The following is a 22,322-nucleotide window of genomic DNA, read 5'->3' on the forward strand; positions in this document are numbered from 1 at the left end:
AGGGCGATGATGGCAAACGATCAGGAAGTGAAGTATCTGGTGCCGGGGCTGGAGCGTGGCCTGCAGCTGCTGTTGGCCTTTGGCGAGCAGCATCGCGAACTGACCTTTGCCGAGCTGCACCGGCTGGTGGATATGCCGAAGGCCACCGCCTACCGCGTGGTGCAGACCCTGGAGTATATGGGCTTTCTGGAGCGCAACACCCGTACCAATACCTTCTCGCTCGGCATGAACGTGCTGCGTCTGGGCTTTGAGTACATCGCCTCGCTGGATGTGGCGCAGGTGGGTCAGCCGGTGATTGAACAACTGCGCGACGTGAGCCAGTGCAGCAGCCATCTGGCGATCCGCGACGGGCGCGACATCATCTACATCGCCCGCGTCAGCGCCGCCGGGTCACGCATCAACCAGGTCAGCATTGGTACCCGTTTGCCGGTGCACTGCACCTCGCTTGGCCGCATGCTGTTGACCGATATTTCCCGCGCCGATTTCGAACAGCTGTTCCCGCAGGAGCGCCTGCCGGGCAACACGCCGGGTCAGCTTCACGACCGTGAAGCCCTGTGGCAGATGGTGCAGCAGGATAAAGCCCGCGGATACGTGATCGGTGAATCCTTCTTCCGCCACGGTATCTCCTCCATCGTTTATCCGGTGTTTGACCGAAGCCATCGCGTGGCGGCGGTAGTGAGCATACTGGTGCCGTCGGAAGAGATCCCACAAGCCGACCGCGAGCGACTGCAAAACGAGGTTCGTCTGGCGGCGGACAAAATTTCTGGCTTCTTAGGGTATTTATCACAGGCCAGTTAAATCAGTGAGTTAACGTCAGGCGCTTTGCTGCGTCGGGCATGTTTTACGCCCAATTTGGGCCAGATGAGGCAACGAACGATGAGTGTAACCGGAATTGAAAAGCTGGAATTTGGCGTTGAAGACCTGACGCACTGCGCCAAATTTATGCGTGATTTTGGCCTGACGGGCGATGCCAGTGGCCAGCGTTTTACCACCCTGAGCGGCGCGCGCGTGGAACTAAACCCGATCGACAGCCCCGACCTGCCCCCGGCGTTTGAAGCAGGCAACACCCTGCGCCGCATGACCTGGGCGGTTGCCGCACAGTCAGATCTGGATGCGCTGCGTCCGAAGCTTGCGCAGCAGCCCGGCTTTCGCGAAGTGGGTGACGCCCTGGAGTGTCTTGACCCGAACGGCATGACGCTGCGTGTGCAGGTCAGCCAGCAGACCGACGTGGAACTGAATGTTGAGCCGATCAACCAGTGGGGCGACGCTCGCCGTATCGACACCCCCAGCCCGGTTTACGATCGCGCCCAGCCCATTAACGTGGGGCACGTGGTGTTCTTCGTGGAGGAGCTCGCGGCGGTGGAGACATTTTACCGCGAGGTGCTCGGCTTCCAGGTCTCTGACCGCTACATCAACCGAGCCGTGTTTCTGCGCTGCGGCGTACGCGGGGGTCATCACAACCTGTTCCTGCTGCAGCTGCCGAACCGCAAGCGCGGCCTGAACCACGTGGCCTTTACCGTGCGCGATATTCACGAAGTGATCGGCGGCGGGATTGCGATGAACAAAAACGCCTGGAGCACGTTTATCGGACCCGGCCGCCATCCGGTGTCGTCAGCCTACTTCTGGTACGTCAACAGCCCGACCGGCGGGGCGTTCGAGTATTACACCAATGACGACTACCTGACGGAAAACTGGCAGCCGCGCGAGCTGGAGCATTCGCTGGTCTCCTTTACCGAGTGGGCGGTGGAAGGCGGGATCGATCACGACACGCGCCGCCAGCAGAAAAAACCGGAGGCGGTATGACGTCGCGCATTGTCATTATTGGTGGCGGTCAGGCGGGAGGCTGGGCGGCGAAAACCCTGCGCGACGAGGGCTTTGACGGTGAGATCTGCGTGGTGGCGGAAGAGGCGTGGGATTTCTATGAACGTCCGCCGCTGTCGAAAGCGGCTCTGCTGGAGACGGACGTGACGCTTCCGCGACTCTTTACTGAAGAGGCTCAGCAGGCGCTGAATCTGACCTGGTACCGTCCGCTGCGCGCGGAGCAGATTGACCGCAATGCGAAAACGGTGCGTTTGAGCAATGGCGAACATCTTAGTTACAACATACTGTTAATTGCCACCGGAGGGCGCGCGCGCCTGCCGGGCGAGGCATGGTCTGTGCATCCGCAGGTCTACACCCTCCGCCACTGGCAGGACGCGCAGCGCCTGAAGCGTCGGCTTGTGGGAAGTCAAAAGCTGGCGATTGTGGGCGGCGGCTGGATAGGCCTGGAGATTGCCGCTTCTGCGCGTAAAAGCGGCGTCGCGGTCACCCTGTTCGAGCAGCAGCCTGCGCTGTGCATGCGCTCGGTGAGCGGCGAGGTATCGCAGCGCTTAGAGACCATTCACCGTGAGCAGGGCGTGGAGATCCGAACCGGCTGCGGCGCGCTGGAGCTGGAGGACGATAACGGCCTGCCGGTCATTCACTGTGATGGCAAACGTGAAACCTTTGATGCGGTGGTGGTAGGGATCGGCGTCGATCTCAATCTGGAACTGGCGCGCGACGCGGGGCTGCAAACCGAACGCGGGATCGTGGTGGATGCGCAGGGCCGCACGTCGGATCCGTCCATCTTCGCTGCCGGGGATGTGGCACAGCATCATCATTACGGCCTGTGTATTCAGTCCTGGGCCTTCGCCCAGAATCAGGCAGTGGCGGCGGCAAAAGCGATGCTTAACCCCGATGCGGCAGGTTATGACGACGCGCCGTGGCTATGGTCGGATCAATACCAGCACAACATTCAGATCCTCGGCATTCCGCAGCCGGGCAGCCGCACCATAGTGCGTGAAGACGCGCTGTACTTCTCGCTGGACGAAAACGGGCGCCTGACGCAGCTGGTGGCGTTCAACGATGCGCGCACCGTCAAGCTGGCGAAGCGCTGGATGGCGGCCGGGCGGGATTTATCAGACGTGCCGCTCGCCGACCCGACTTTTTCACTGATGTCATTGCGATAGCTAACCCGCACCCGTAGGGGGAGACATGACCACATTAGAGACCAACACCGCGCCCGTTGAGGCGAGCGGTGAGGGGACCCGCACGCCTGAAAAAGCGGTGCGCTGGGCCATCCCGCTGTCGCTGCTGGCCTGCGTGCTGCTGGCGTTTTTCGACAAAATCAGCATTGCCGCGCTGTTTTCTGACGGCCACTTCCAGCAGGCGATGGGCATCGATTTTGACACCACGCGCCTCGGCATTCTGATGAGCGCCTTCCTGTTGAGCTACGGCTTTTCATCGGTCTTTCTCAGTGGGCTGGGGGACAAAATTGCCCCGCTGCGCCTGCTCACCGGGATGATGGTGGTGTGGTGCGTGCTGATGGTGGCGATGGGCTTTACCCATAACTACACGCTGATGATCGTGCTGCGCATTCTGCTGGGCGTGGCGGAGGGGCCGCTGTTCCCGCTGGCCTTCGCCATTGTGCGTCACAACTTCCCACAGCATCTGCAGGCGCGCGCCACCATGCTGTGGCTGCTGGGCACGCCGGTAGGGGCGGCGATTGGCTTCCCGCTCTCACTCTGGCTGCTGAACACCTTCGGCTGGCAGAGCACCTTCTTCGTGATGGCGATGCTGACCGTACCGGTGCTGATCTTCGTGCGCGTCGGTCTGCGCGGGATCCGTCTGGAGGCGAAGAGTGGTACGTCACAGACCTCCCGGGACGAACGGCGTGCCGCACGGCGCGAGCTGTTTGTCAGCCCGCACTTCTGGATCATCTGCATCTTTAACATCGCTTTCCTGACCTACCTGTGGGGCATTAACGGCTGGCTGCCGGGCTACCTGATCAAGGGGAAGGGCATTCACCTGGAACATGCGGGCTGGCTGTCGTCGATGCCGTTCATCGCCATGCTGGCGGGGGAAGTGATTGGCGCATGGCTCTCTGACCGGGTCGATAAGCGTGCGGCGGCCTGCTTTATCTCCATGGCGGGGGCCGCTGTCGGGCTCACGGCCGTAATGCACCTCGATACCCCGCTGACCATCATTGCGGCGATGAGCTTCAGCACATTCATGTGGGGCACCGGGGCACCCAACATTTTCGCCCTGCTGGCAAAGGCCACCCATCCACGGGTGAGCGCCACGGCGGGCGGCATTTTCAACGGGCTGGGAAACTTTGCGGGCGCGCTGTCGCCAGCGGTGATGGGCGCGCTTATCGCCTTCACCCACAGCATGGATTCCGGGCTGATTTTTCTGGCGGTGATGGCGGCGGTGGGCTGCGTCCTGTTACTGCCGCTGCTGAGACGTTACTGAGGAGAGTGTCATGACTGATTCAACCGTAACCAACCCATCTGGCATCAAACCTGACCACCTGACGATGGAAGAGTGGGTCGAGTCCCGTATTGCGCGCTTTGAGGGCCGTAAATACGACTGGAACGCGCTGAAGTTCCAGGCCGATTTTGACCCGAAATACCGCCGCGCGCAGATGCGCTATATCGGCACCGGTGCTACCGGCGTGGCGAGCGACACCAACACCGTACAGGCGGAGCATTTTACCTTTTCCACCATGGTACTGCCGTCGAAGTGCGAAGGGCCGCTGCACCTGCACGACGATGTGGAAGAGGTGTTCTTCATGCTCAAAGGGCAGATCACGCTGATGATCCAGGACGGCGATAACTACACCGAAACCGTGCTGCGCGAGCGTGACCTGATCTCCGTTCCGCCGGGGATCTATCGCGGGCTGTTTAACCACGGCGAAGAAGAGGCGCTGATGTGCGTCATGCTGGGCACCAACAAGCCGGAAATTCCGACCTACCCGGCGGACCATCCGCTCTCGAAAGTGAAGCGGAACTAAGGGGGCATGATGACGGGTTTTCGTGAACAGGGAAGCGGCATTCCGCTGATGCTGCTGCACGGGATCAGCTCTGGCGCAGCCTCCTGGCACAAGCAGATGGCGCTGAACGGTTTTCGCGTGCTGGCGTGGGACATGCCCGGTTATGGCGAAAGCCCGATGCTGGCCGCGGAACGGGCGAACGCGGGGGATTACGCCGATGCGCTGGCGGCGATGCTTGACCGGGCTGGCGTGTGGCAGGCGGTGCTGGTGGGCCATTCACTCGGGGCACTGGTTGCCAGCGCCTTTGCGGCGAAATATCCGGATCGTGTGCTGCATCTGGTGCTGGCGGACGCCGCGCAAGGTTACGGCCAGGCCGCGCCGGAGCAGCGCGAGCAGGTCTGGCGCAGTCGCGAGCAGCAGATGGCACTGGGCGGCGAAATCCTCGCGCAGACCCGCGCCGCAAAACTGCTGCGTCCCGGCGCGCGTGAAGCGGATATCGCCACCGTGGCAGCGGGCATGCGCAGGCTTCGCCCCGAGGGCTACCTCGCCGCCGCGTGGATGCTGGCGCACGACGATATTCATGGCTGGCTGAAGCGCTATTCAGGCAACTTTGAAGTGTGGTGCGGCGAGCAGGATGCGATCACGCAACCCGAGCTGGTGCAGGGGCTGGCGCTGCGCTACGGCATGCCGTTTATCGCCATTGCCCAGGCGGGACATGCCAGCTATCTCGATAACGACGCGTTTTTTAACCAACAGCTTTTACGTATTAACGAAGAGGTGCGCGATGAATGCACAAATTGACGGACGCGTAGCGGTCGTCACCGGCGGTTCTTCTGGTATTGGCTTTGAAACGCTACGCCTGCTGCTGGGCGAGGGGGCAAAAGTGGCCTTCTGTGGCCGCGATCCGGATCGCCTCGCCAGCGCCCATGCCGCGCTGCATAACGAATACCCCGACGGGGAGGTTTTCTCTTATCGCTGCGACGTGCTGAACGCTGACGAGATGCAGGCCTTCGCGGATGCCGTTCAGGTGCGCTTTGGTGCCGTGGACATGCTGATCAACAACGCCGGGCAGGGATACGTGGCGCACTTCCATGACACCCCGCGCGAGGCGTGGCTGCATGAAGCTGAACTCAAACTGTTTGGCGTGATCAACCCGGTGCAGGCGTTTCAGCCTTTGCTGGAGCAGTCCGACATCGCTTCCATCACCTGCGTGAACTCCCTGCTGGCGCTGCAGCCGGAGGAGCACATGATTGCCACCTCTGCCGCCCGCGCCGCGCTGCTGAATATGACGCTGACGCTCTCAAAAGAGCTGGTGGGCAAAGGCATCCGCGTGAATTCGATATTGCTTGGCATGGTGGAGTCCGGGCAGTGGCAGCGTCGCTTTGAAAACCGGACAGACAAAAGCCAGAGCTGGCCGGAGTGGACAGCGGAGATCGCCCGCAAACGCGGTATTCCGATGGCGCGCCTCGGCAAGCCGCAGGAGCCCGCGCAGGCGCTGCTGTTCCTCGCCTCGCCGCTGGCTTCGTTTACCACCGGTGCGGCACTGGACGTTTCCGGCGGCTTTTGCCGCCATCTGTAAGGACACATCATGAAAAAGATTATGTTGATTGGTTTTGGCGCCATGGCGCAGGCGGTGATTGAGCGCCTGCCCGCTGGCGTGGCTATCGGCTGGATTGTGGCGCGCGAGGCCCATCATGCGGCGATTCACGCGCAGTTTGGTGATGCGGTAGTGGCATTGACCTCACCGCTGGAATGCGCGCAAACGCCCGACCTGGTGCTGGAGTGCGCCAGCCAGCAGGCGGTAGCGCAGTACGGTGAGGATATTTTACGTCGCGGCTGGCATCTGGCGGTTATTTCGACCGGCGCACTGGCGGACAGCGCGCTCGAACAGCGCCTGCTCAACGCCGGCGGCAGACTGACGCTGCTCTCCGGGGCGGTAGCCGGTATCGACGGGCTGGCGGCGGCGAAAGAGGGCGGGCTGGCGCGCGTGACCTACCAGTCGCGTAAAAGCCCGGCCAGCTGGCGCGGCAGCTATGCCGAGCAGCTTATCGATCTTAATTCGGTATCTGCTGCGCAGGTCTTTTTTGAAGGCAGCGCCCGCGAGGCGGCACGACTGTTTCCGGCCAACGCCAACGTGGCGGCCACCGTGGCACTCGGCGGCGTGGGAATGGACGACACGCGCGTACAGCTGATGGTCGACCCGTCAACGAAACGTAACACCCACACGCTGCACGTTGAAGGCGCGTTTGGTGAATTCCATCTGGAGCTAAGCGGCCTGCCGCTTGCCTCTAACCCGAAAACCTCCACCCTGGCGGCACTCAGCGCGGTACGCGCCTGCCGCGAGCTGGCCATGAGCTGAGGAGTGACGATGGACGATCTGAAGATATTTATCGGCGGCCAGTGGCGACACGGTGGCGGCAACCCGATGCAGAGCTATTTCCCGGCAGACGGGTCGATCAACGCGACGTTGAATGCGGCCAGTCCCGACGATCTGCATGACGCGATCGAGGCCGGCGAGCGCGCGTGGCGCGATCCCGCCTGGCGCCACAGCCTGCCGCATACACGGGCGAAGATCCTGCACAAGGTGGCAGATCTCATTGAATCCCGCGTCGACGAGCTGGCGCAGATGCAGAGCCGCGATAACGGCAAGCCGCTGGCGGAGGCCCGCGGGCTGGTAATGAGCGCGGCGGGAACGGCGCGCTACTTTGCCGCCGCCTGCGAGCTGCTGGAAGGGGAACTTCCGACGCCGCGCCAGCCGGATTTACTGACCCTGAGCCGCTATGAGCCGCTCGGCGTGGTGGCGGCCATCACGCCGTGGAACTCGCCGATTGCCAGCGAGATGCAGAAGGTCGCTCCGGCCATTGCCGCGGGTAACGCGGTGATCCTCAAGCCCGCCGAAGCCACGCCGCTGATGGCGCTGGAGCTGGCGCGGATATTTGAACAGGCCGGGCTGCCCGCCGGGCTGCTGAGCGTGCTACCGGGCAAAGGCTCGGTGATTGGCGACGCGCTGGCACGCCACCCTAAGGTACGCAAAATTTCCTTTACCGGCGGTACCACCACGGGCCGTCACCTGGCCCACGTGGCGGCGGAAAAACTGATCCCGGCATCGCTGGAGCTGGGCGGAAAATCGCCGACTATCGTGCTGGAGGATGCGGATATCGAGCAGGCCGCGCGCGGGATCTGCTACGGCATTTTCAGCTCGGCGGGGCAGGCGTGCATCGCCGGTTCACGGCTGTTTATCCACGAGAGCCTTTACGCCCCGCTGATGGCGCGGCTGCTGGAGTTAACCCGCGGTCTGCGCGTCGGACATCCGTTTACCGACGGTGTCCACGTTGGGCCGCTGATCAATGAAAAACATCGTCAGAGCGTACAGGCGTACGTTGAGCTGGCAAAGCGTGAAGGGGGCCGCGTGCTGTGCGGTGGAGAGATCCCGGCCGATCCCACGCTGGCAAGCGGCAGCTTCTTCCTGCCAACGATTATCGAAGGGCTGAGCAACAGCGCCCGTGTCTGCCAGGAGGAGATCTTTGGCCCGGTGCTGGTGGCGATGCCGTTTCGCGATGAAACCTCGCTTATCCGCGAGGCCAACGACTCGGTTTACGGCCTGGCCGCCGGGATCTGGACACGCGATACCGGGCGCGCGCTGCGCTTAAGCGAACAGCTTGAGGCCGGCACGGTGTGGATCAACACCTACAAAGTATTTGCGATTTCGACCCCGTTCGGGGGCTTTAAAGAGAGCGGTCTGGGCCGCGAGAAGGGCATTCAGGGGCTGAAAGCCTGGATGCAGCAAAAGAGCATTTATCTGGCGACGGGTAACAGCGTCAACCACTGGTGCGACTGAGAAAGGGTGAGCAATGAGCGAAATGATAACCGTCGGCGACGCCATCGCCAGAACGCTGGAGCAGTATCAGGTTGAGGCCATCTACGGCGTCATCTCTATTCACAACCTGCCCATCGCGGATGCAGTAGGGCAGCGCGGCAACATCCGCTTTGTACCGGCACGCGGCGAAGCGGGGTCTGTCACCATGGCTGATGCCCACGGACGTTTTTCCGGCCTTGGCGTGGCGCTGACCAGCACCGGCGCGGGCGCGGGTAACGCCGTAGGCGCGCTGGTGGAGGCGATGAACGCCTGCACGCCGCTGCTGCACCTGACCGGGCAGGTAGAAAAAGCCTGGCTGGATGCCGACACCGGGTTTATCCATGAAACCCGCGACCAGCTGACTTTCCTGAAGGCCAGCTCAAAACGGGCGTATCGCATCAGCAATGCCAGTCAGGCGATAGCGATTTTGCATAAAGCGATTCAGGAGGCGCAGACACCGCCGTGCGGGCCGGTCTCCGTGGAGATCCCGATTGATATTCAGGGCGCGAAAATTCCGCTGTCGCTGGTGACCGCTCCGGTGAAACCGGCGTCGGTTTCGCCGGTAGATGTCGGGAGTGTTAATGCGCTTTGGGCGCAACTCAAGCAGGCGAAACAGCCGCTGCTGTGGCTGGGCGGCGGTGCGCTGGGCTGCGCGGACGCAGTGAAAAAGCTGGCGGATGCAGGTATCACCGTGATCTCCAGCACTCACGCGCGCGGCGTGCTGCCGGACAGCCATCGCGCCAGCCTGCGGGCATTCCACAACTCGCCATCGGTTGAAGCGCTGATCGCGCAGTGTGACTTTACGCTGATCGCCGGTTCACGTCTGCGCAGCAATGAGACCCGTTCATGGACGCTCGAACTGCCCTCTCCGCGCGTACAGATCGATATCGACCCGGCGGCGGCAAGCCGTAACTATGTGATGGATAACACGCTGGTAGCCGACTGCTCAGCGTTGCTGAACGCGCTGGCTGAAAAAGCACAGGGGCGTGAATGGGGGAATGCTCAATGGGATGGTCTGGTTCAGGAGGCGGTGACACAGGCCGAACGTGGGCTGCGTGAACAGTGCGGCGCCTATGCGCAACTCAACGATGCCATAGAGAAAGCGCTACCTGAAGATGGCCTGCTGGTGCGCGATATTACCGTTTCCGGTAGCTTGTGGGGCAGCCGACTGTTCCGCGCCAGGGGGCCGCTGATGAATATTCACTCTCTGGCCGGGGCAATTGGCATGGGCCTGCCGATGGCGATTGGCACCGCGATTGCCAACCCACAACGCAAAGTGGTGGGGTTGGTGGGGGACGGCGGTCTGAGCCTGAATCTGGGCGAACTGGCGACGCTGGCGCAGGAGAAGGCCAACGTGACGTTGCTTATCATGAATGACGGCGGCTACGGCGTTATGCGCGGTATACAGGACAAGTATTTCGGTGGCCGTCAGTACTATAACGAGCTGCATACGCCGGACTTTACCCTGTTGGCACAGGCGATTGGCCTGCAGGCATGGAGCGTTGAGCGGGTAGAGGATTTTGATGCGGTGATGACGGAAGCGCTGGCGATGCCGGGACCGTCGGTAGTGGAAGTGCGGATGGGACAAATTGGCGCGCTGAAGTTTGCCGGGCCCCCACAGAAGACGCTTTACTAGCTGTTTTTCCCTCCCCCCGGCCCTCTCCCTTTGGGAGAGGGTTAGGGTGAGGGGACAAACTCAGAACACGTTAAACGGGTATTCCACGTAAGCGCGGATCTCATCCCCGCCCACGTTGTAATCGCTGGCGTTGCTGGAGACGCGCAGTACGGAATAACGCAGTTTCAGCTTCAGATCTTTCGCCGGGCCGTCCTGCACCTGATACTGGATCTGGTTAAACCATTCATGCTCTTTGCCGTTACTGGTTTCAGCGGTTTTAATATTGTCGCCACGCACGTAGGCGGTGGTCCAACTCAGACCCGGCAAACCGAGACCGCCAAAGTCCAGCCCGTAAGACGCCTGCCATGAACGTTCGTCTTCACCATTAAAATCAGACCAGTAGGAGTTCGCCAGCCAGATGGTGTTGCCGCCGTCACCAACACCGCCCTGGTCGCGGTAGCCGCCATAGTTGTAGCCGGTGCTTCCGCTGCTCTGCTGGTACGCCACTTTGAACGTATGGATATCCCAGATGTAGCTCGCCGCCAGGCTCCAGATGGTGTTGCTGCGGCCCGTGTCGAGGCTGTCTGCGTAGCCCTGATCCAGACGCGAGTTGTAGCCGTTAAAATCGAGTACCAGCTGCTGGCCAGTGCTGAACGGCTGTTTGAAATACATGCCCAGATATTGCTTGTTCATCACCTCTTCATTATGGGAGGCGTACAGCGCGCCGCTGAACTGGTCATTGAACTGGTAGCTCGCCCCGCCGAAGGAGAAGCCCTTGAGGCCGCTGTCGTGGCGATCGTCACTTTTACGCTGCTCGTCGGTGAAATAACCGGCGTTGATTTCCAGACCGTCGATCTCTTTAGAAGTCAGCATGGTGCCGGTGTAGCTTTCAAACAGCAGGCGGGAACTGTCGGCGTTAATGATTGGCAGCTCGGGACGCTGATTACCGTAGCTGAGTACGGTATTCGAGATGCGCATTTTGGCGGTCGCGCCAAATTTCGCCAGATCGGATTTTGCGCGTCCGTCGTCTTCCTGTTTAAAGAAGTCAATGCCACCTGCGCCGCTCTTACCGCGGCCACCGTCCAGACGCACGCCATACTGCGCAATGCCGTCCACGCCAAAGCCAACCACTCCTTCGGTAAAACCTGATTCAAAGGTGGCGATGATACCCTGACCCCATTCTGCTTTATCCTGCTGGCCCTGGTGATAATCACGGCTGATATACGCATTGCGTAAAAACAGATCTAAATGGCTGTCATTAATAAAACCCTGGCTGTCTGATTGTTGGCTTGCAACGGCAGGTAATGTGGCAAATATGCTTAACGCAACTAACGATAATTCTTTTTTCACGGAGGGAACGTCTCTGTCTTAATATATTAATTTGAATTACTGCGGATTCGATAATTACCCGAAAAATAACCGATTGCAATAATTATGTGACCAGACATTTCAATGGTGAAGGGCAGGTGTGACGGGGCTTTTGTGGGTGTTACCGATATGTGCGGTTAAGTTAGCAATTCATGCGAAATAAAAAGGAGGCAAATTTGCCTCCTTCCAAAATTATTTAATTCCGTCTGCGGCCATACGGTCGCGAATATGTTGTGCACGCGCTTCTGAGGCCGGATGATCGTCAAACATGGAGCTTTGACGTCCGGCTTCCAGTTTAGCCAGCTTTTCAAAACTGGTGGCTAAACCTGCTGGATTGATACCACGTTTGCGCAACAGATCGTAGGAGTAGTCATCCGCTTCGGACTCCTGACGTTGAGAGAACTGGGAGTTAACCAGCTTTTCGCCCACATCGCCAAGCTGTGACTGGGACAGGCTGCCCACAATACCGCCCGCAGAAGCCGCCGCCGCGCGGATGGCGTTAGTGCCTAAGGCGACCTGCATCCCTTTCTTCACGTGGCCGAGGGCAACGTGGCCCATTTCATGGCCGATCACCGCTTCCACTTCGTTGTCGGTCATCATGTCCATTAACCCGCTGTAAACGCGGATACAGCCGTTCGCCATGGCAAAGGCGTTCACGTCTTTCGCGACGTACACTTTATAGTTCACCGGCTGACCGTTAATGTTATCGCCAAGCGCAGAGGCAATTTTATTCAGACGCTGCGTGTAGGGACTGTTGGCCGGGGCAATCGTAGCCTTTCCATCCATATCTTTACAGGCCTGGTCGCTCAGGGCTTTAACCTGCGCGTCGCTCAGGGAATAGGCCTGAAAAGCTTCTGCGCCTGAGGACATCAGGCCGTTAGAATCCATATTCTGACAACCGCTCAGCAGGAACGTTGTACCCAGGGCCAGCACTAATGCACGCATTTTCATGAGGTTGCTTCCGTACTCGTTAATCTGAATAAAATCCGAAAAGTACACCGACAGCGAAGCCGGGGTCGGGCTAAGTATAAGGAATATCGACGGGCCCGGGCGAGCAGATTGCGCAACATGCGAGCATGATCCAGAGATTTCTTAAGCGGCAAAAGAATGCTCCATGTACATGGCATGCCGCTTGGGTTACATTGTTGGCACTTTTTTCCGGCGTAGCCCAAAACGCGCTGTCGTCAAGGGCATGGCCTTTAACAGTCCGATCTGGAGTTAAAATGTCCTCACGTAAAGAGCTTGCTAATGCTATTCGTGCGCTGAGCATGGACGCAGTACAGAAAGCCAAATCTGGCCACCCAGGGGCCCCTATGGGTATGGCTGATATCGCCGAAGTCCTGTGGCGTGATTTCCTGAACCACAACCCGCAGAACCCGGCATGGGCTGACCGCGACCGTTTCGTGCTGTCTAACGGCCACGGCTCAATGCTGATCTACAGCCTGCTGCACCTCACTGGCTACGATCTGCCTATCGAAGAGCTGAAAAACTTCCGTCAGCTGCATTCCAAAACCCCGGGTCACCCGGAAGTGGGTTACACCGCAGGTGTTGAAACCACGACCGGCCCACTGGGTCAGGGTATTGCGAACGCGGTGGGTATGGCGATTGCTGAGAAGACTCTGGCGGCGCAGTTCAACCGTCCTGGTCACGACATTGTTGACCACTTCACCTACGCGTTCATGGGCGACGGCTGCATGATGGAAGGCATTTCTCACGAAGTGTGCTCCCTGGCAGGTACCCTGAAGCTGGGCAAACTGGTTGCGTTCTACGACGACAACGGTATCTCCATCGACGGTCATGTTGAAGGCTGGTTCACTGATGACACTGCGGCACGTTTCGAAGCCTACGGCTGGCACGTTGTGCGTGGCGTTGATGGCCACGATGCTGACTCGATTAAACGTGCAGTAGAAGAAGCGCGTGCGGTCACTGACAAACCATCCCTGCTGATGTGCAAAACCATCATCGGCTTCGGTTCTCCGAACAAAGCGGGCACCCACGATTCCCACGGTGCGCCACTGGGCGACGCGGAAATCGCGCTGACCCGTGAAGCGTTGGGCTGGAAACACCCTGCATTCGAAATCCCATCTGAAATCTATGCCCAGTGGGATGCCAAAGAAGCGGGTCAGGCGAAAGAAGCGGCCTGGAACGAGAAGTTCGCGGCTTACGCTAAAGCCTTCCCACAGGAAGCGGCTGAATTCACCCGTCGTATGAAAGGTGAAATGCCGTCTGACTTCGACGCGAAAGCGAACGAGTTCATCGCTAAGCTGCAGGCGAACCCATCTAAAATCGCCAGCCGTAAAGCGTCTCAGAATGCGATCGAAGCGTTCGGTCCATGGCTTCCAGAATTCCTCGGCGGCTCCGCTGACCTGGCACCGTCTAACCTGACCCTGTGGTCTGGCTCTAAGCCAATCAACGAAGATGCGGCCGGTAACTACATCCATTATGGTGTACGTGAATTCGGTATGACCGCTATCGCGAACGGTATCTCCCTGCACGGTGGTTTCCTGCCGTACACCTCTACCTTCCTGATGTTCGTGGAATATGCCCGTAACGCCGTGCGTATGGCTGCGCTGATGAAACAGCGTCAGGTGATGGTTTATACCCACGACTCCATTGGTCTGGGCGAAGATGGTCCAACTCACCAGCCGGTAGAGCAGGTTGCTTCCCTGCGTGTCACCCCGAACATGAGCACATGGCGTCCATGTGACCAGGTGGAATCTGCAGTGGCATGGAAATATGGCGTTGAGCGTCAGGACGGTCCAACCGCGCTGATCCTCTCCCGTCAGAACCTGGCGCAGCAAGATCGTACCGAAGAGCAGCTGGCGAACATCGCCCGCGGTGGCTACGTGCTGAAGGATTGCGCGGGACAGCCAGAGCTGATCTTCATCGCAACCGGTTCTGAAGTTGAGCTGGCTGTTGCAGCCTGGGACAAACTGACTGCCGAAGGCGTTAAAGCGCGCGTGGTTTCCATGCCGTCTACCGATGCGTTCGACAAGCAGGATGCTGCTTACCGTGAATCCGTACTGCCTAAAGCCGTTTCCGCACGCGTGGCGGTTGAAGCGGGTATCGCTGACTACTGGTTCAAATACGTGGGTCTGAACGGCGCTATCGTCGGTATGACCACCTTCGGTGAATCTGCTCCGGCAGAGCAGCTGTTCGAAGAGTTCGGCTTCACCGTTGAGAACGTTGTCGCTAAGGCGAAAGAACTGCTGTAATTGCCGTTTTGCCCGGTGGCGCTTACGCTTACCGGGACTACAAATGGCTCGAAAGTAGGCCGGGTAAGCGCTAGCGCGCCACCCGGCTTTTTTGTAGGCACTATTCCTCAGACATGTAACTGCTCTGTAAATTATTCCATCCAAAATGTGACGCAAGTCATATAGCTCGCTTATTCATCTGGACAGACATTCCTTTTATTCCCCGATTCGCTTATTCTTGCTGAAGCGTTTCAGTCGATTAAATGTTCGACAATTGACCAATCAATCGCAGTTTGTGATAGCAAAGATTCCCCTTCGGGCGTAGCTGGATTACTCTTTCAGCCACCTCGAACTCAGGGATAGCTTTGCAGGAGATCTATGACCGTACGCGTAGCGATTAATGGCTTCGGTCGCATCGGGCGCAACGTGGTTCGTGCTTTATATGAATCCGGGCGTCGGGCGGAAATTACCGTGGTGGCAATCAATGAACTGGCGGATGCTGCGGGCATGGCGCATTTATTGAAATATGACACCAGCCACGGACGCTTTGCCTGGGACGTGCGCCAGGAAAGGGATCAGCTGTTTGTCGGTGACGATACGATCCGCGTACTGCATGAGCGCAGTATTGCCGCGCTACCGTGGCGTGAACTGGGTGTGGATGTGGTGCTTGACTGTACCGGCGTATATGGCAACCGCGAACACGGCGAAGCGCATCTCACCGCCGGCGCGAAAAAAGTCCTGTTCTCTCATCCCGGCAGTAACGACCTCGACGCAACGGTCGTTTTCGGCGTCAATCAGCATGAGCTGCAAGCCGAACACCGTATTGTCTCCAACGCCTCCTGCACCACCAACTGCATTATTCCGGTCATTAAACTGTTAGACGATGCATATGGCATTGAATCCGGCACCGTGACCACGATTCACTCCGCCATGCACGATCAGCAGGTCATCGACGCCTACCACCCGGATTTACGACGCACGCGTGCTGCGAGCCAGTCAATCATCCCGGTGGACACAAAGCTGGCTGCCGGGATCACCCGAATTTTCCCGCAGTTTAATGACCGTTTTGAAGCGATTGCCGTGCGTGTACCGACGATAAACGTCACCGCAATTGATCTCAGCGTGACGGTGAAAAAACCGGTAAAAGCCTGTGAAGTCAACCTGTTGCTGCAAAAAGCGGCACAGGGGGCATTTCATGGTATAGTTGACTATACGGAATTACCGTTGGTCTCAGTGGATTTTAACCACGACCCGCACAGCGCCATTGTTGATGGCACGCAAACGCGCGTCAGTGGCGCACACCTTATCAAGACGCTGGTCTGGTGTGATAACGAATGGGGCTTTGCTAACCGAATGCTCGATACCACGTTAGCAATGGCCGCTAAAGGTTTCAGGTAAGACGCATCGTGCGTCTGCAAAACTTTAAGAATCAACGAGAGGATTCACCATGTCTGTAATTAAGATGACCGATCTGGATCTGGCTGGTAAACGCGTTTTCATCCGTGCGGATCTGAACGTGCCAGTTAAAGATGGCAAAGTGACCAGTGACGCGCGTATCCGTGCATCTCTGCCAACCATCGAACTGGCTCTGAAGCAGGGTGCGAAAGTGATGGTGACCTCCCACCTGGGTCGTCCAACTGAAGGCGAGTACAACGAAGAGTTCTCTCTGCTGCCGGTTGTTAATTACCTGAAAGACAAACTGTCCAGCCCGGTTCGCCTGGTGAAAGATTACCTGGATGGCGTGGAAGTGGCTGCCGGTGAGCTGGTGGTGCTGGAAAACGTTCGCTTCAACAAAGGCGAGAAGAAAGACGACGAAGCACTCTCCAAAAAATACGCGGCGCTGTGCGACGTATTCGTAATGGATGCATTCGGTACTGCACACCGTGCGCAGGCGTCTACCCACGGGATCGGTAAATTCGCAGACGTTGCGTGCGCTGGTCCTCTGCTGGCTGCGGAACTGGATGCGCTGGGTAAAGCACTGAAAGAGCCTGCTCGTCCAATGGTTGCCATCGTGGGTGGTTCTAAAGTTTCTACCAAACTGACCGTTCTGGATTCCCTGTCTAAAATCGCTGACCAGCTGATCGTTGGCGGTGGTATCGCGAACACCTTCGTTGCCGCTCAGGGCCACAACGTTGGTAAATCCCTGTATGAAGCAGACCTGGTTGACGAAGCCAAACGCCTGCTGGGTACCTGTGATATCCCGGTTCCAACCGATGTTCGCGTTGCCACTGAGTTCTCCGAAACGGCGACTGCTACCCTGAAATCTGTAAACGACATCAAAGATGAAGAGCAGATTCTGGACCTGGGCGACGTTTCTGCACAGAAACTGGCTGAAATCCTGAAAAACGCAAAAACTATCCTGTGGAACGGTCCTGTTGGCGTGTTCGAATTCCCGAACTTCCGTAAAGGGACTGAAATTGTTGCTAACGCTATCGCAGACAGCGAAGCGTTCTCTATCGCAGGCGGTGGTGACACCCTGGCAGCAATCGACCTGTTCGGTATCGCTGACAAAATCTCCTACATCTCCACTGGTGGCGGCGCATTCCTCGAATTCGTGGAAGGCAAAGTTCTGCCAGCAGTAGCAATGCTCGAAGAGCGCGCTAAGAAGTAAGCCATTCAAGGGCAGGGAAACCTGCCCAATTTTCAGCGCGCTTTAAGAGCTCGCACCTTTTCTAACGGCCGAAGATACAGGACTAAGCAACATGTCTAAAATTTTTGATTTCGTAAAACCTGGCGTGATCACTGGTGATGACGTTCAGAAAGTGTTCCAGGTAGCTAAAGAAAACAACTTTGCTCTGCCAGCAGTTAACTGCGTGGGTACTGACTCCATCAACGCCGTACTGGAAACCGCTGCAAAAGTTAAAGCACCGGTTATCGTACAGTTCTCTAACGGCGGCGCTGCGTTCATTGCAGGTAAAGGCGTGAAAACTGACATTCCTCAGGGTGCTGCAATCCTGGGCGCTATCTCTGGTGCGCACCACGTACACCAGATGGCTGAACACTACGGTGTTCCAGTTATCCTGCACACTGACCACTGCGCGAAGAAACTGCTGCCGTGGATCGACGGTCTGCTGGACGCGGGTGAAAAACACTTCGCGGCTACCGGTAAGCCACTGTTCTCTTCTCACATGATCGACCTGTCTGAAGAGTCTCTGGAAGAGAACATCGAGATCTGCTCCAAATACCTGGCGCGCATGTCCAAAATGGGCATGACCCTGGAAATCGAACTGGGTTGCACCGGCGGTGAAGAAGACGGCGTGGACAACAGCCACATGGACGCTTCTGCTCTGTACACTCAGCCAGAAGACGTTGATTACGCTTACACCGAGCTGAGCAAAATCAGCCCACGCTTCACCATTGCAGCGTCCTTCGGTAACGTACACGGCGTTTACAAACCAGGTAACGTGGTTCTGACCCCAACCATCCTGCGTGACTCTCAGGAATACGTGTCCAAGAAACACAACCTGCCGCACAACAGCCTGAACTTCGTCTTCCACGGCGGTTCCGGTTCTTCTGCTCAGGAAATCAAAGACTCCGTAAGCTACGGCGTAGTGAAAATGAACATCGATACCGACACCCAGTGGGCAACCTGGGACGGTATCCTGCAGTACTACAAAGCGAACGAAGCTTACCTGCAGGGCCAGCTGGGCAACCCGAAAGGCGAAGACCAGCCGAACAAGAAATACTACGATCCACGCGTATGGCTGCGCGCAGCGCAGACGTCCATGGTGACCCGTCTGGAGCAGGCATTCAAAGAGCTGAACGCGATCGACGTTCTGTAATTTGAGCTGCTGACAGCATCAGGAGGCCCGCAAACGCGGGCTTTTTTTTATGCTTTTTCAATACCCTGTCAGAGCGGTTTTTGTGATCTGTTTGGCAAAACTTGCGCTTTTTGTTTACCCTTTACGGACCTGCCTGTCTCCATGGGGGATGGATTTGTGTTTTGGTTTAACAAAAGGAAGAATAAATGGAACAACTCGATGTTGTAGACAGCATCAATAACGCCGGTAACTGGCTGGTGCGCAACCAGGCGCTGCTGCTGAGCTACGCCGTGAATATCGTCGCGGCGATTGCCATCATCATCGTCGGGATGATCGTGGCGCGTATTGTATCGAATGCGGTCAACCGGGTGATGGTAGCGCGACACATTGACGCTACGGTGGCTGACTTTCTCTCTGCGCTGGTGCGCTATGGCATCATCGCGTTTACGCTGATTGCTGCACTGGGGCGCGTGGGGGTACAAACGGCATCCGTCATAGCCGTGCTTGGTGCCGCGGGTCTGGCTATTGGTCTGGCGTTACAGGGCTCGCTCTCAAACCTGGCTGCAGGCGTTCTGCTGGTCACCTTCCGTCCATTCCGTTCCGGCGAGTATGTTGATCTGGGCGGCATTGCCGGTACCGTACTGCAGGTACAAATTTTCTCTACCACTCTGCGTACCGTTGACGGGCGTATCGTTGTGGTCCCGAACGGGAAAATCATCGCGGGCAACATTATTAACTTTTCTCGCGAGCCGGTGCGCCGTAACGAGTTAATTATCAGCGTGGCGTATGATTCCGATATTGATCAGGTGAAATCGCTGATTGCTAACATCATCGCCTCCGACGATCGCATTCTGAAGGACAAAGAGCAGACCGTGCGCCTGCATGAGCTGGGTGCTTCCTCTATTAACTTCGTGGTGCGTATCTGGAGCAAAAGCAGCGATCTGCAAAACGTGTACTGGGACGTACTGGAGCGCATTAAGCGCGAGTTTGACGCCAACGGCATCAGCTTCCCGTATCCGCAGATGGACGTAAACGTCAAAAAAGTAAAAGAAGCCGAATAACGTCTCCCGTAGGCCCGGTAAGCGTTAGCGCCACCGGGCTTATCTTTTATTAGCTATGCTAATACCCAATTAATATTATCAATTTCCTCTAATGTTCTTCTCGCAGTATAGTCTGCTCCAAAGACAATTCTGCGAGATAAATGTCATGTTATCGTATTATTTTCAGGGGCTTGCGTTAGGCGCAGCCATGATCCTTCCCCTCGGTCCGCAAAATGCGTTTGTCATGAACCAGGGGATTCGCCGCCAGTATCATCTGATGATTGCTCTGCTGTGCGCGGTAAGCGATTTACTGCTGATTTGTGCCGGGATTTTTGGCGGGAGTGCGCTGCTGATGCAGTCACCCTGGCTGCTGACGCTGGTGACCTGGGGCGGGGTCGCCTTCCTGCTGTGGTACGGATTCGGTGCGTTAAAAACGGCAATGAGCAGTAACCTGGAGCTGGCCAGCGCCGAAGTGATGAAGCAGGGGCGCTGGAAGATCATCGTCACCATGCTGGCGGTAACGTGGCTTAATCCGCACGTCTATCTCGACACGTTTGTGGTGCTCGGGAGCCTGGGTGGGCAACTGGACGTTGAGCCGAAGCGCTGGTTTGCCCTGGGCACGGTGAGCGCCTCCTTCCTCTGGTTCTTTGGCCTCGCCATTCTGGCGGCGTGGCTGGCACCCCGTTTGCGTACCGCCAAAGCCCAGCGGATCATCAACACGCTGGTGGGCGTGGTGATGTGGGTCATTGCCTTTCAGCTGGCGAAAGAGGGGATTCATCATGTTCAGGGATTGTTCAACTAAGCGTTGTCTTATGGACAACTGAGCAGGACCCGCTAAGCTTGCTGGCATGCGCCCTGTTGTTAGGGCACTCTTCGCAACATGGAGGAATGACAGTGAAGTTTAACGTGATGGCCCTGGCGGCATTAGTAAGTTTGGGTGCGGTGTCTGTTCAGGCGAATGAATTGCCAAATGGTCCGCACATCGTCACTTCCGGCACCGCCAGCGTGGATGCGGTACCGGATGTTGCGACGCTGGCAATTGAAGTCAACGTGGCCGCGAAGGATGCCGCTTCCGCCAAGAAGCAGGCTGACGATCGTGTTGCGCAATATCTCTCTTTCCTGGAGCAGAACGGTGTTGCCAAAAAAGACATCAGCTCTGCGAACCTACGTACTCAGCCTGATTACGACTACCAGAACGGCAAAAGTATCCTGAAAGGCTATCGCGCGGTGCGTAGCGTTGAGGTGACCGTCCGCCAGCTGGATAAGCTGAACTCCCTTCTGGATGGCGCGTTGAAGGCGGGTCTGAACGAAATTCGTTCCGTCTCACTGGGCGTTGCGCAACCGGAGAAATACAAAGACGAAGCGCGTAAAGCGGCAATTGACGATGCGATGCATCAGGCGCAGCAGCTGGCCGCTGGCTTTAAGAGTAAGCTCGGCCCGGTGTATAGCGTGCGTTACCACGTCTCTAACTATCAGCCAAGCCCGATGGTACGGATGATGAAAGCCGATGCGGCGCCGGTATCTGCTCAGGAAAGCTATGAGCAGCCGACCATTCAGTTCGACGATCAGGTTGATGTGGTGTTCCAGCTGGAGCCGACGCAAACTCAGCAAACTGAGACGGCTAAGGCGCAGTAATTTGCCCTCACCCTAACCCTCTCCCACAGGGAGAGGGAATTCAAGCGATTAATCCTGTCTCAACACCTTGTGCCCGTATGCCAGCAGCGCGTCGGTGACGTTGCGCATCATGCGGCTTTCCGGCGCAAAACGGTGCCAGTAAAGCATCCGGCGCTGATACAGCCCCGGCGTCAAATCAATCAGCTCACCGCTTTTCAACTCCTTTTCAATCTGCAGGTGCGGGATCATGCAGCAGGTGGTTCCCTGACGCGCAAGCTGCACGAAGGCTTCAGACGAGTTCACGATGTGGCACGGCACGCTGCCCGGTGGCAGGTCAAAGTTTTGTTGCAGGAAAGCCTGATGCATATCGTCCAGATGGTCGAACGCCACGGCAGGCGCCTTAAGCAGCGCGGCGCGGGTGACGCCATTGGGGAAGTAGCGCTCCGCAAAGGCTTTTGAACCGACAAACAGGTAATCCAGCGCCCCCAGTTGATCCACCAGGCAGCTTGGCAGTGCCTGAGGCTGAATACTGACCGCCCCGACCACTTCACCGCGACGCAGGCGTTCCTGGGTGCGGGTTTCATCTTCAACCTGAAGATTCAGACGGATAGGGGAATCGGCCAGAACAGGGGCGAGGGCGGGCAGCAGCCAGGTTGCCAGACTGTCGGCGTTCACCGCCAGCGACAGCAGCAACGGCGTAGAACCCGTTTGTTCATCACCCAGCCATTCGTCTTCCAGCAGTTCAACCTGACGGAGCAGGGCGAGGAGCTTTTGTCCTTGCTCTGTTGGACGCGGTGGCACGGTACGCACCAGCAGTGGCTGCCCGAACATGTTTTCAAGCTGTTTGATACGCTGTGATACGGCGGACTGAGTAATACACAGCTTTTGCGCTGCGCGCTCAAAACCGCGTTCACGAATAACTGCATCAAGTGCCTGTAGTGTTCTGTAGTCCGGACGTTTCATTGCTCTGGCTTACTCCTTAATTTTGCTTAATCTGCACTATGACACAATTTTCCCTTTGTGGCAGACGAATTCCACCTCACGTGTTCTATAATGCGCCCTAAGTTTTCATACCACAGGCAAAA

At 57.8% G+C, this 22,322-nt stretch carries 20 protein-coding genes; 17 read left to right on the top strand and 3 right to left on the bottom strand.

Annotated features, from left to right (window positions below; translation table 11 throughout):
• The first annotated feature begins 9 nt into the window (after positions 1-9).
• The 10 genes from EQV24_RS13845 to EQV24_RS13890 all read left to right on the top strand — a co-directional run bounded on the left by EQV24_RS13845 (position 10) and on the right by EQV24_RS13890 (position 10,281).
• Positions 10-798, top strand: coding sequence for an IclR family transcriptional regulator (locus tag EQV24_RS13845; RefSeq protein WP_028028063.1), 789 nt, complete (start codon positions 10-12; stop codon positions 796-798).
• 78 nt (positions 799-876) lie between these two features.
• Positions 877-1,803 carry a VOC family protein gene (locus EQV24_RS13850; protein ID WP_058650423.1) on the top strand — a complete coding sequence of 309 codons (927 nt, stop codon included), beginning with the start codon at positions 877-879 and terminating at the stop codon, positions 1,801-1,803.
• Positions 1,800-2,987, top strand: a complete 1,188-nt coding sequence (locus EQV24_RS13855) for an FAD-dependent oxidoreductase (protein WP_130626700.1) — start codon at positions 1,800-1,802, stop codon at positions 2,985-2,987. The genes EQV24_RS13850 and EQV24_RS13855 overlap by 4 nt, the downstream gene beginning before the upstream one ends.
• A gap of 25 nt (positions 2,988-3,012) precedes the next feature.
• The gene (locus EQV24_RS13860; protein ID WP_014833205.1) at positions 3,013-4,269 is read left to right on the top strand and encodes an MFS transporter; all 1,257 of its coding nucleotides are present in this window, start codon (positions 3,013-3,015) and stop codon (positions 4,267-4,269) included.
• Positions 4,270-4,279: 10 nt separating this feature from the next.
• A complete protein-coding gene (locus EQV24_RS13865; protein ID WP_013098646.1) occupies positions 4,280-4,810 on the top strand; it encodes a cupin domain-containing protein in 531 nt (176 codons plus the stop codon).
• A gap of 9 nt (positions 4,811-4,819) precedes the next feature.
• Positions 4,820-5,590 carry an alpha/beta hydrolase gene (locus EQV24_RS13870; protein WP_013098645.1) on the top strand — a complete coding sequence of 257 codons (771 nt, stop codon included), beginning with the start codon at positions 4,820-4,822 and terminating at the stop codon, positions 5,588-5,590.
• On the top strand, positions 5,574-6,368 hold the full coding sequence (locus EQV24_RS13875; RefSeq protein ID WP_020687070.1) for an SDR family oxidoreductase: 795 nt from the start codon (positions 5,574-5,576) through the stop codon (positions 6,366-6,368). Before EQV24_RS13870 ends, EQV24_RS13875 begins: the two co-directional genes overlap by 17 nt.
• 9 nt (positions 6,369-6,377) lie before the next feature.
• Positions 6,378-7,148, top strand: coding sequence for an aspartate dehydrogenase (locus EQV24_RS13880; protein WP_029883147.1), 771 nt, complete (start codon positions 6,378-6,380; stop codon positions 7,146-7,148).
• Between the two features lie 9 nt (positions 7,149-7,157).
• On the top strand, positions 7,158-8,627 hold the full coding sequence (locus EQV24_RS13885; protein WP_038420547.1) for an aldehyde dehydrogenase: 1,470 nt from the start codon (positions 7,158-7,160) through the stop codon (positions 8,625-8,627).
• A gap of 13 nt (positions 8,628-8,640) precedes the next feature.
• Positions 8,641-10,281: a thiamine pyrophosphate-binding protein gene (locus tag EQV24_RS13890; protein ID WP_130626701.1), complete on the top strand. Its 1,641-nt coding sequence runs from the start codon at positions 8,641-8,643 to the stop codon at positions 10,279-10,281.
• Positions 10,282-10,341: 60 nt separating this feature from the next.
• On the opposite strand, the gene EQV24_RS13895 is transcribed toward EQV24_RS13890, so the two are convergent.
• A complete protein-coding gene (locus EQV24_RS13895) occupies positions 10,342-11,610 on the bottom strand; it encodes an OprD family outer membrane porin (RefSeq protein ID WP_130626702.1) in 1,269 nt (422 codons plus the stop codon).
• A 210-nt stretch (positions 11,611-11,820) separates the two neighbouring features.
• Positions 11,821-12,579, bottom strand: coding sequence for a M48 family metallopeptidase (locus tag EQV24_RS13900; protein WP_013098638.1), 759 nt, complete (start codon positions 12,577-12,579; stop codon positions 11,821-11,823).
• A 272-nt stretch (positions 12,580-12,851) separates the two neighbouring features.
• Here EQV24_RS13900 and tkt point away from each other — a divergent pair, with 272 nt between their 5' ends.
• From tkt to EQV24_RS13935, 7 genes are all read left to right on the top strand, one after another.
• Entirely contained in the window at positions 12,852-14,843 is a 1,992-nt protein-coding gene (gene tkt, locus EQV24_RS13905) for a transketolase (RefSeq protein WP_038420542.1), read from the top strand.
• Positions 14,844-15,200: 357 nt separating this feature from the next.
• Entirely contained in the window at positions 15,201-16,220 is a 1,020-nt protein-coding gene (gene epd / locus EQV24_RS13910; protein WP_014833195.1) for an erythrose-4-phosphate dehydrogenase, read from the top strand.
• 49 nt (positions 16,221-16,269) lie between these two features.
• Positions 16,270-17,433 carry a phosphoglycerate kinase gene (gene pgk, locus EQV24_RS13915; protein ID WP_013098635.1) on the top strand — a complete coding sequence of 388 codons (1,164 nt, stop codon included), beginning with the start codon at positions 16,270-16,272 and terminating at the stop codon, positions 17,431-17,433.
• A 91-nt stretch (positions 17,434-17,524) separates the two neighbouring features.
• On the top strand, positions 17,525-18,604 hold the full coding sequence (gene fbaA / locus EQV24_RS13920; RefSeq protein WP_013098634.1) for a class II fructose-bisphosphate aldolase: 1,080 nt from the start codon (positions 17,525-17,527) through the stop codon (positions 18,602-18,604).
• A gap of 185 nt (positions 18,605-18,789) precedes the next feature.
• Positions 18,790-19,644, top strand: a complete 855-nt coding sequence (locus EQV24_RS13925) for a small-conductance mechanosensitive channel MscS (RefSeq protein ID WP_013098633.1) — start codon at positions 18,790-18,792, stop codon at positions 19,642-19,644.
• A 145-nt stretch (positions 19,645-19,789) separates the two neighbouring features.
• Complete coding sequence (gene argO, locus EQV24_RS13930) at positions 19,790-20,425, top strand: arginine exporter ArgO (protein ID WP_045902713.1); 636 nt, start codon at positions 19,790-19,792, stop codon at positions 20,423-20,425.
• Between the two features lie 92 nt (positions 20,426-20,517).
• The gene (locus tag EQV24_RS13935; RefSeq protein ID WP_013098631.1) at positions 20,518-21,258 is read left to right on the top strand and encodes an oxidative stress defense protein; all 741 of its coding nucleotides are present in this window, start codon (positions 20,518-20,520) and stop codon (positions 21,256-21,258) included.
• A gap of 48 nt (positions 21,259-21,306) precedes the next feature.
• On the opposite strand, the gene argP is transcribed toward EQV24_RS13935, so the two are convergent.
• Positions 21,307-22,200 carry a DNA-binding transcriptional regulator ArgP gene (gene argP / locus EQV24_RS13940; protein WP_008499727.1) on the bottom strand — a complete coding sequence of 298 codons (894 nt, stop codon included), beginning with the start codon at positions 22,198-22,200 and terminating at the stop codon, positions 21,307-21,309.
• Between the last annotated feature and the right edge of the window lie 122 nt (positions 22,201-22,322).

Source organism: Enterobacter sp. A8 (assembly GCF_004296595.1).
Lineage (GTDB): Bacteria > Pseudomonadota > Gammaproteobacteria > Enterobacterales > Enterobacteriaceae > Enterobacter > Enterobacter cloacae.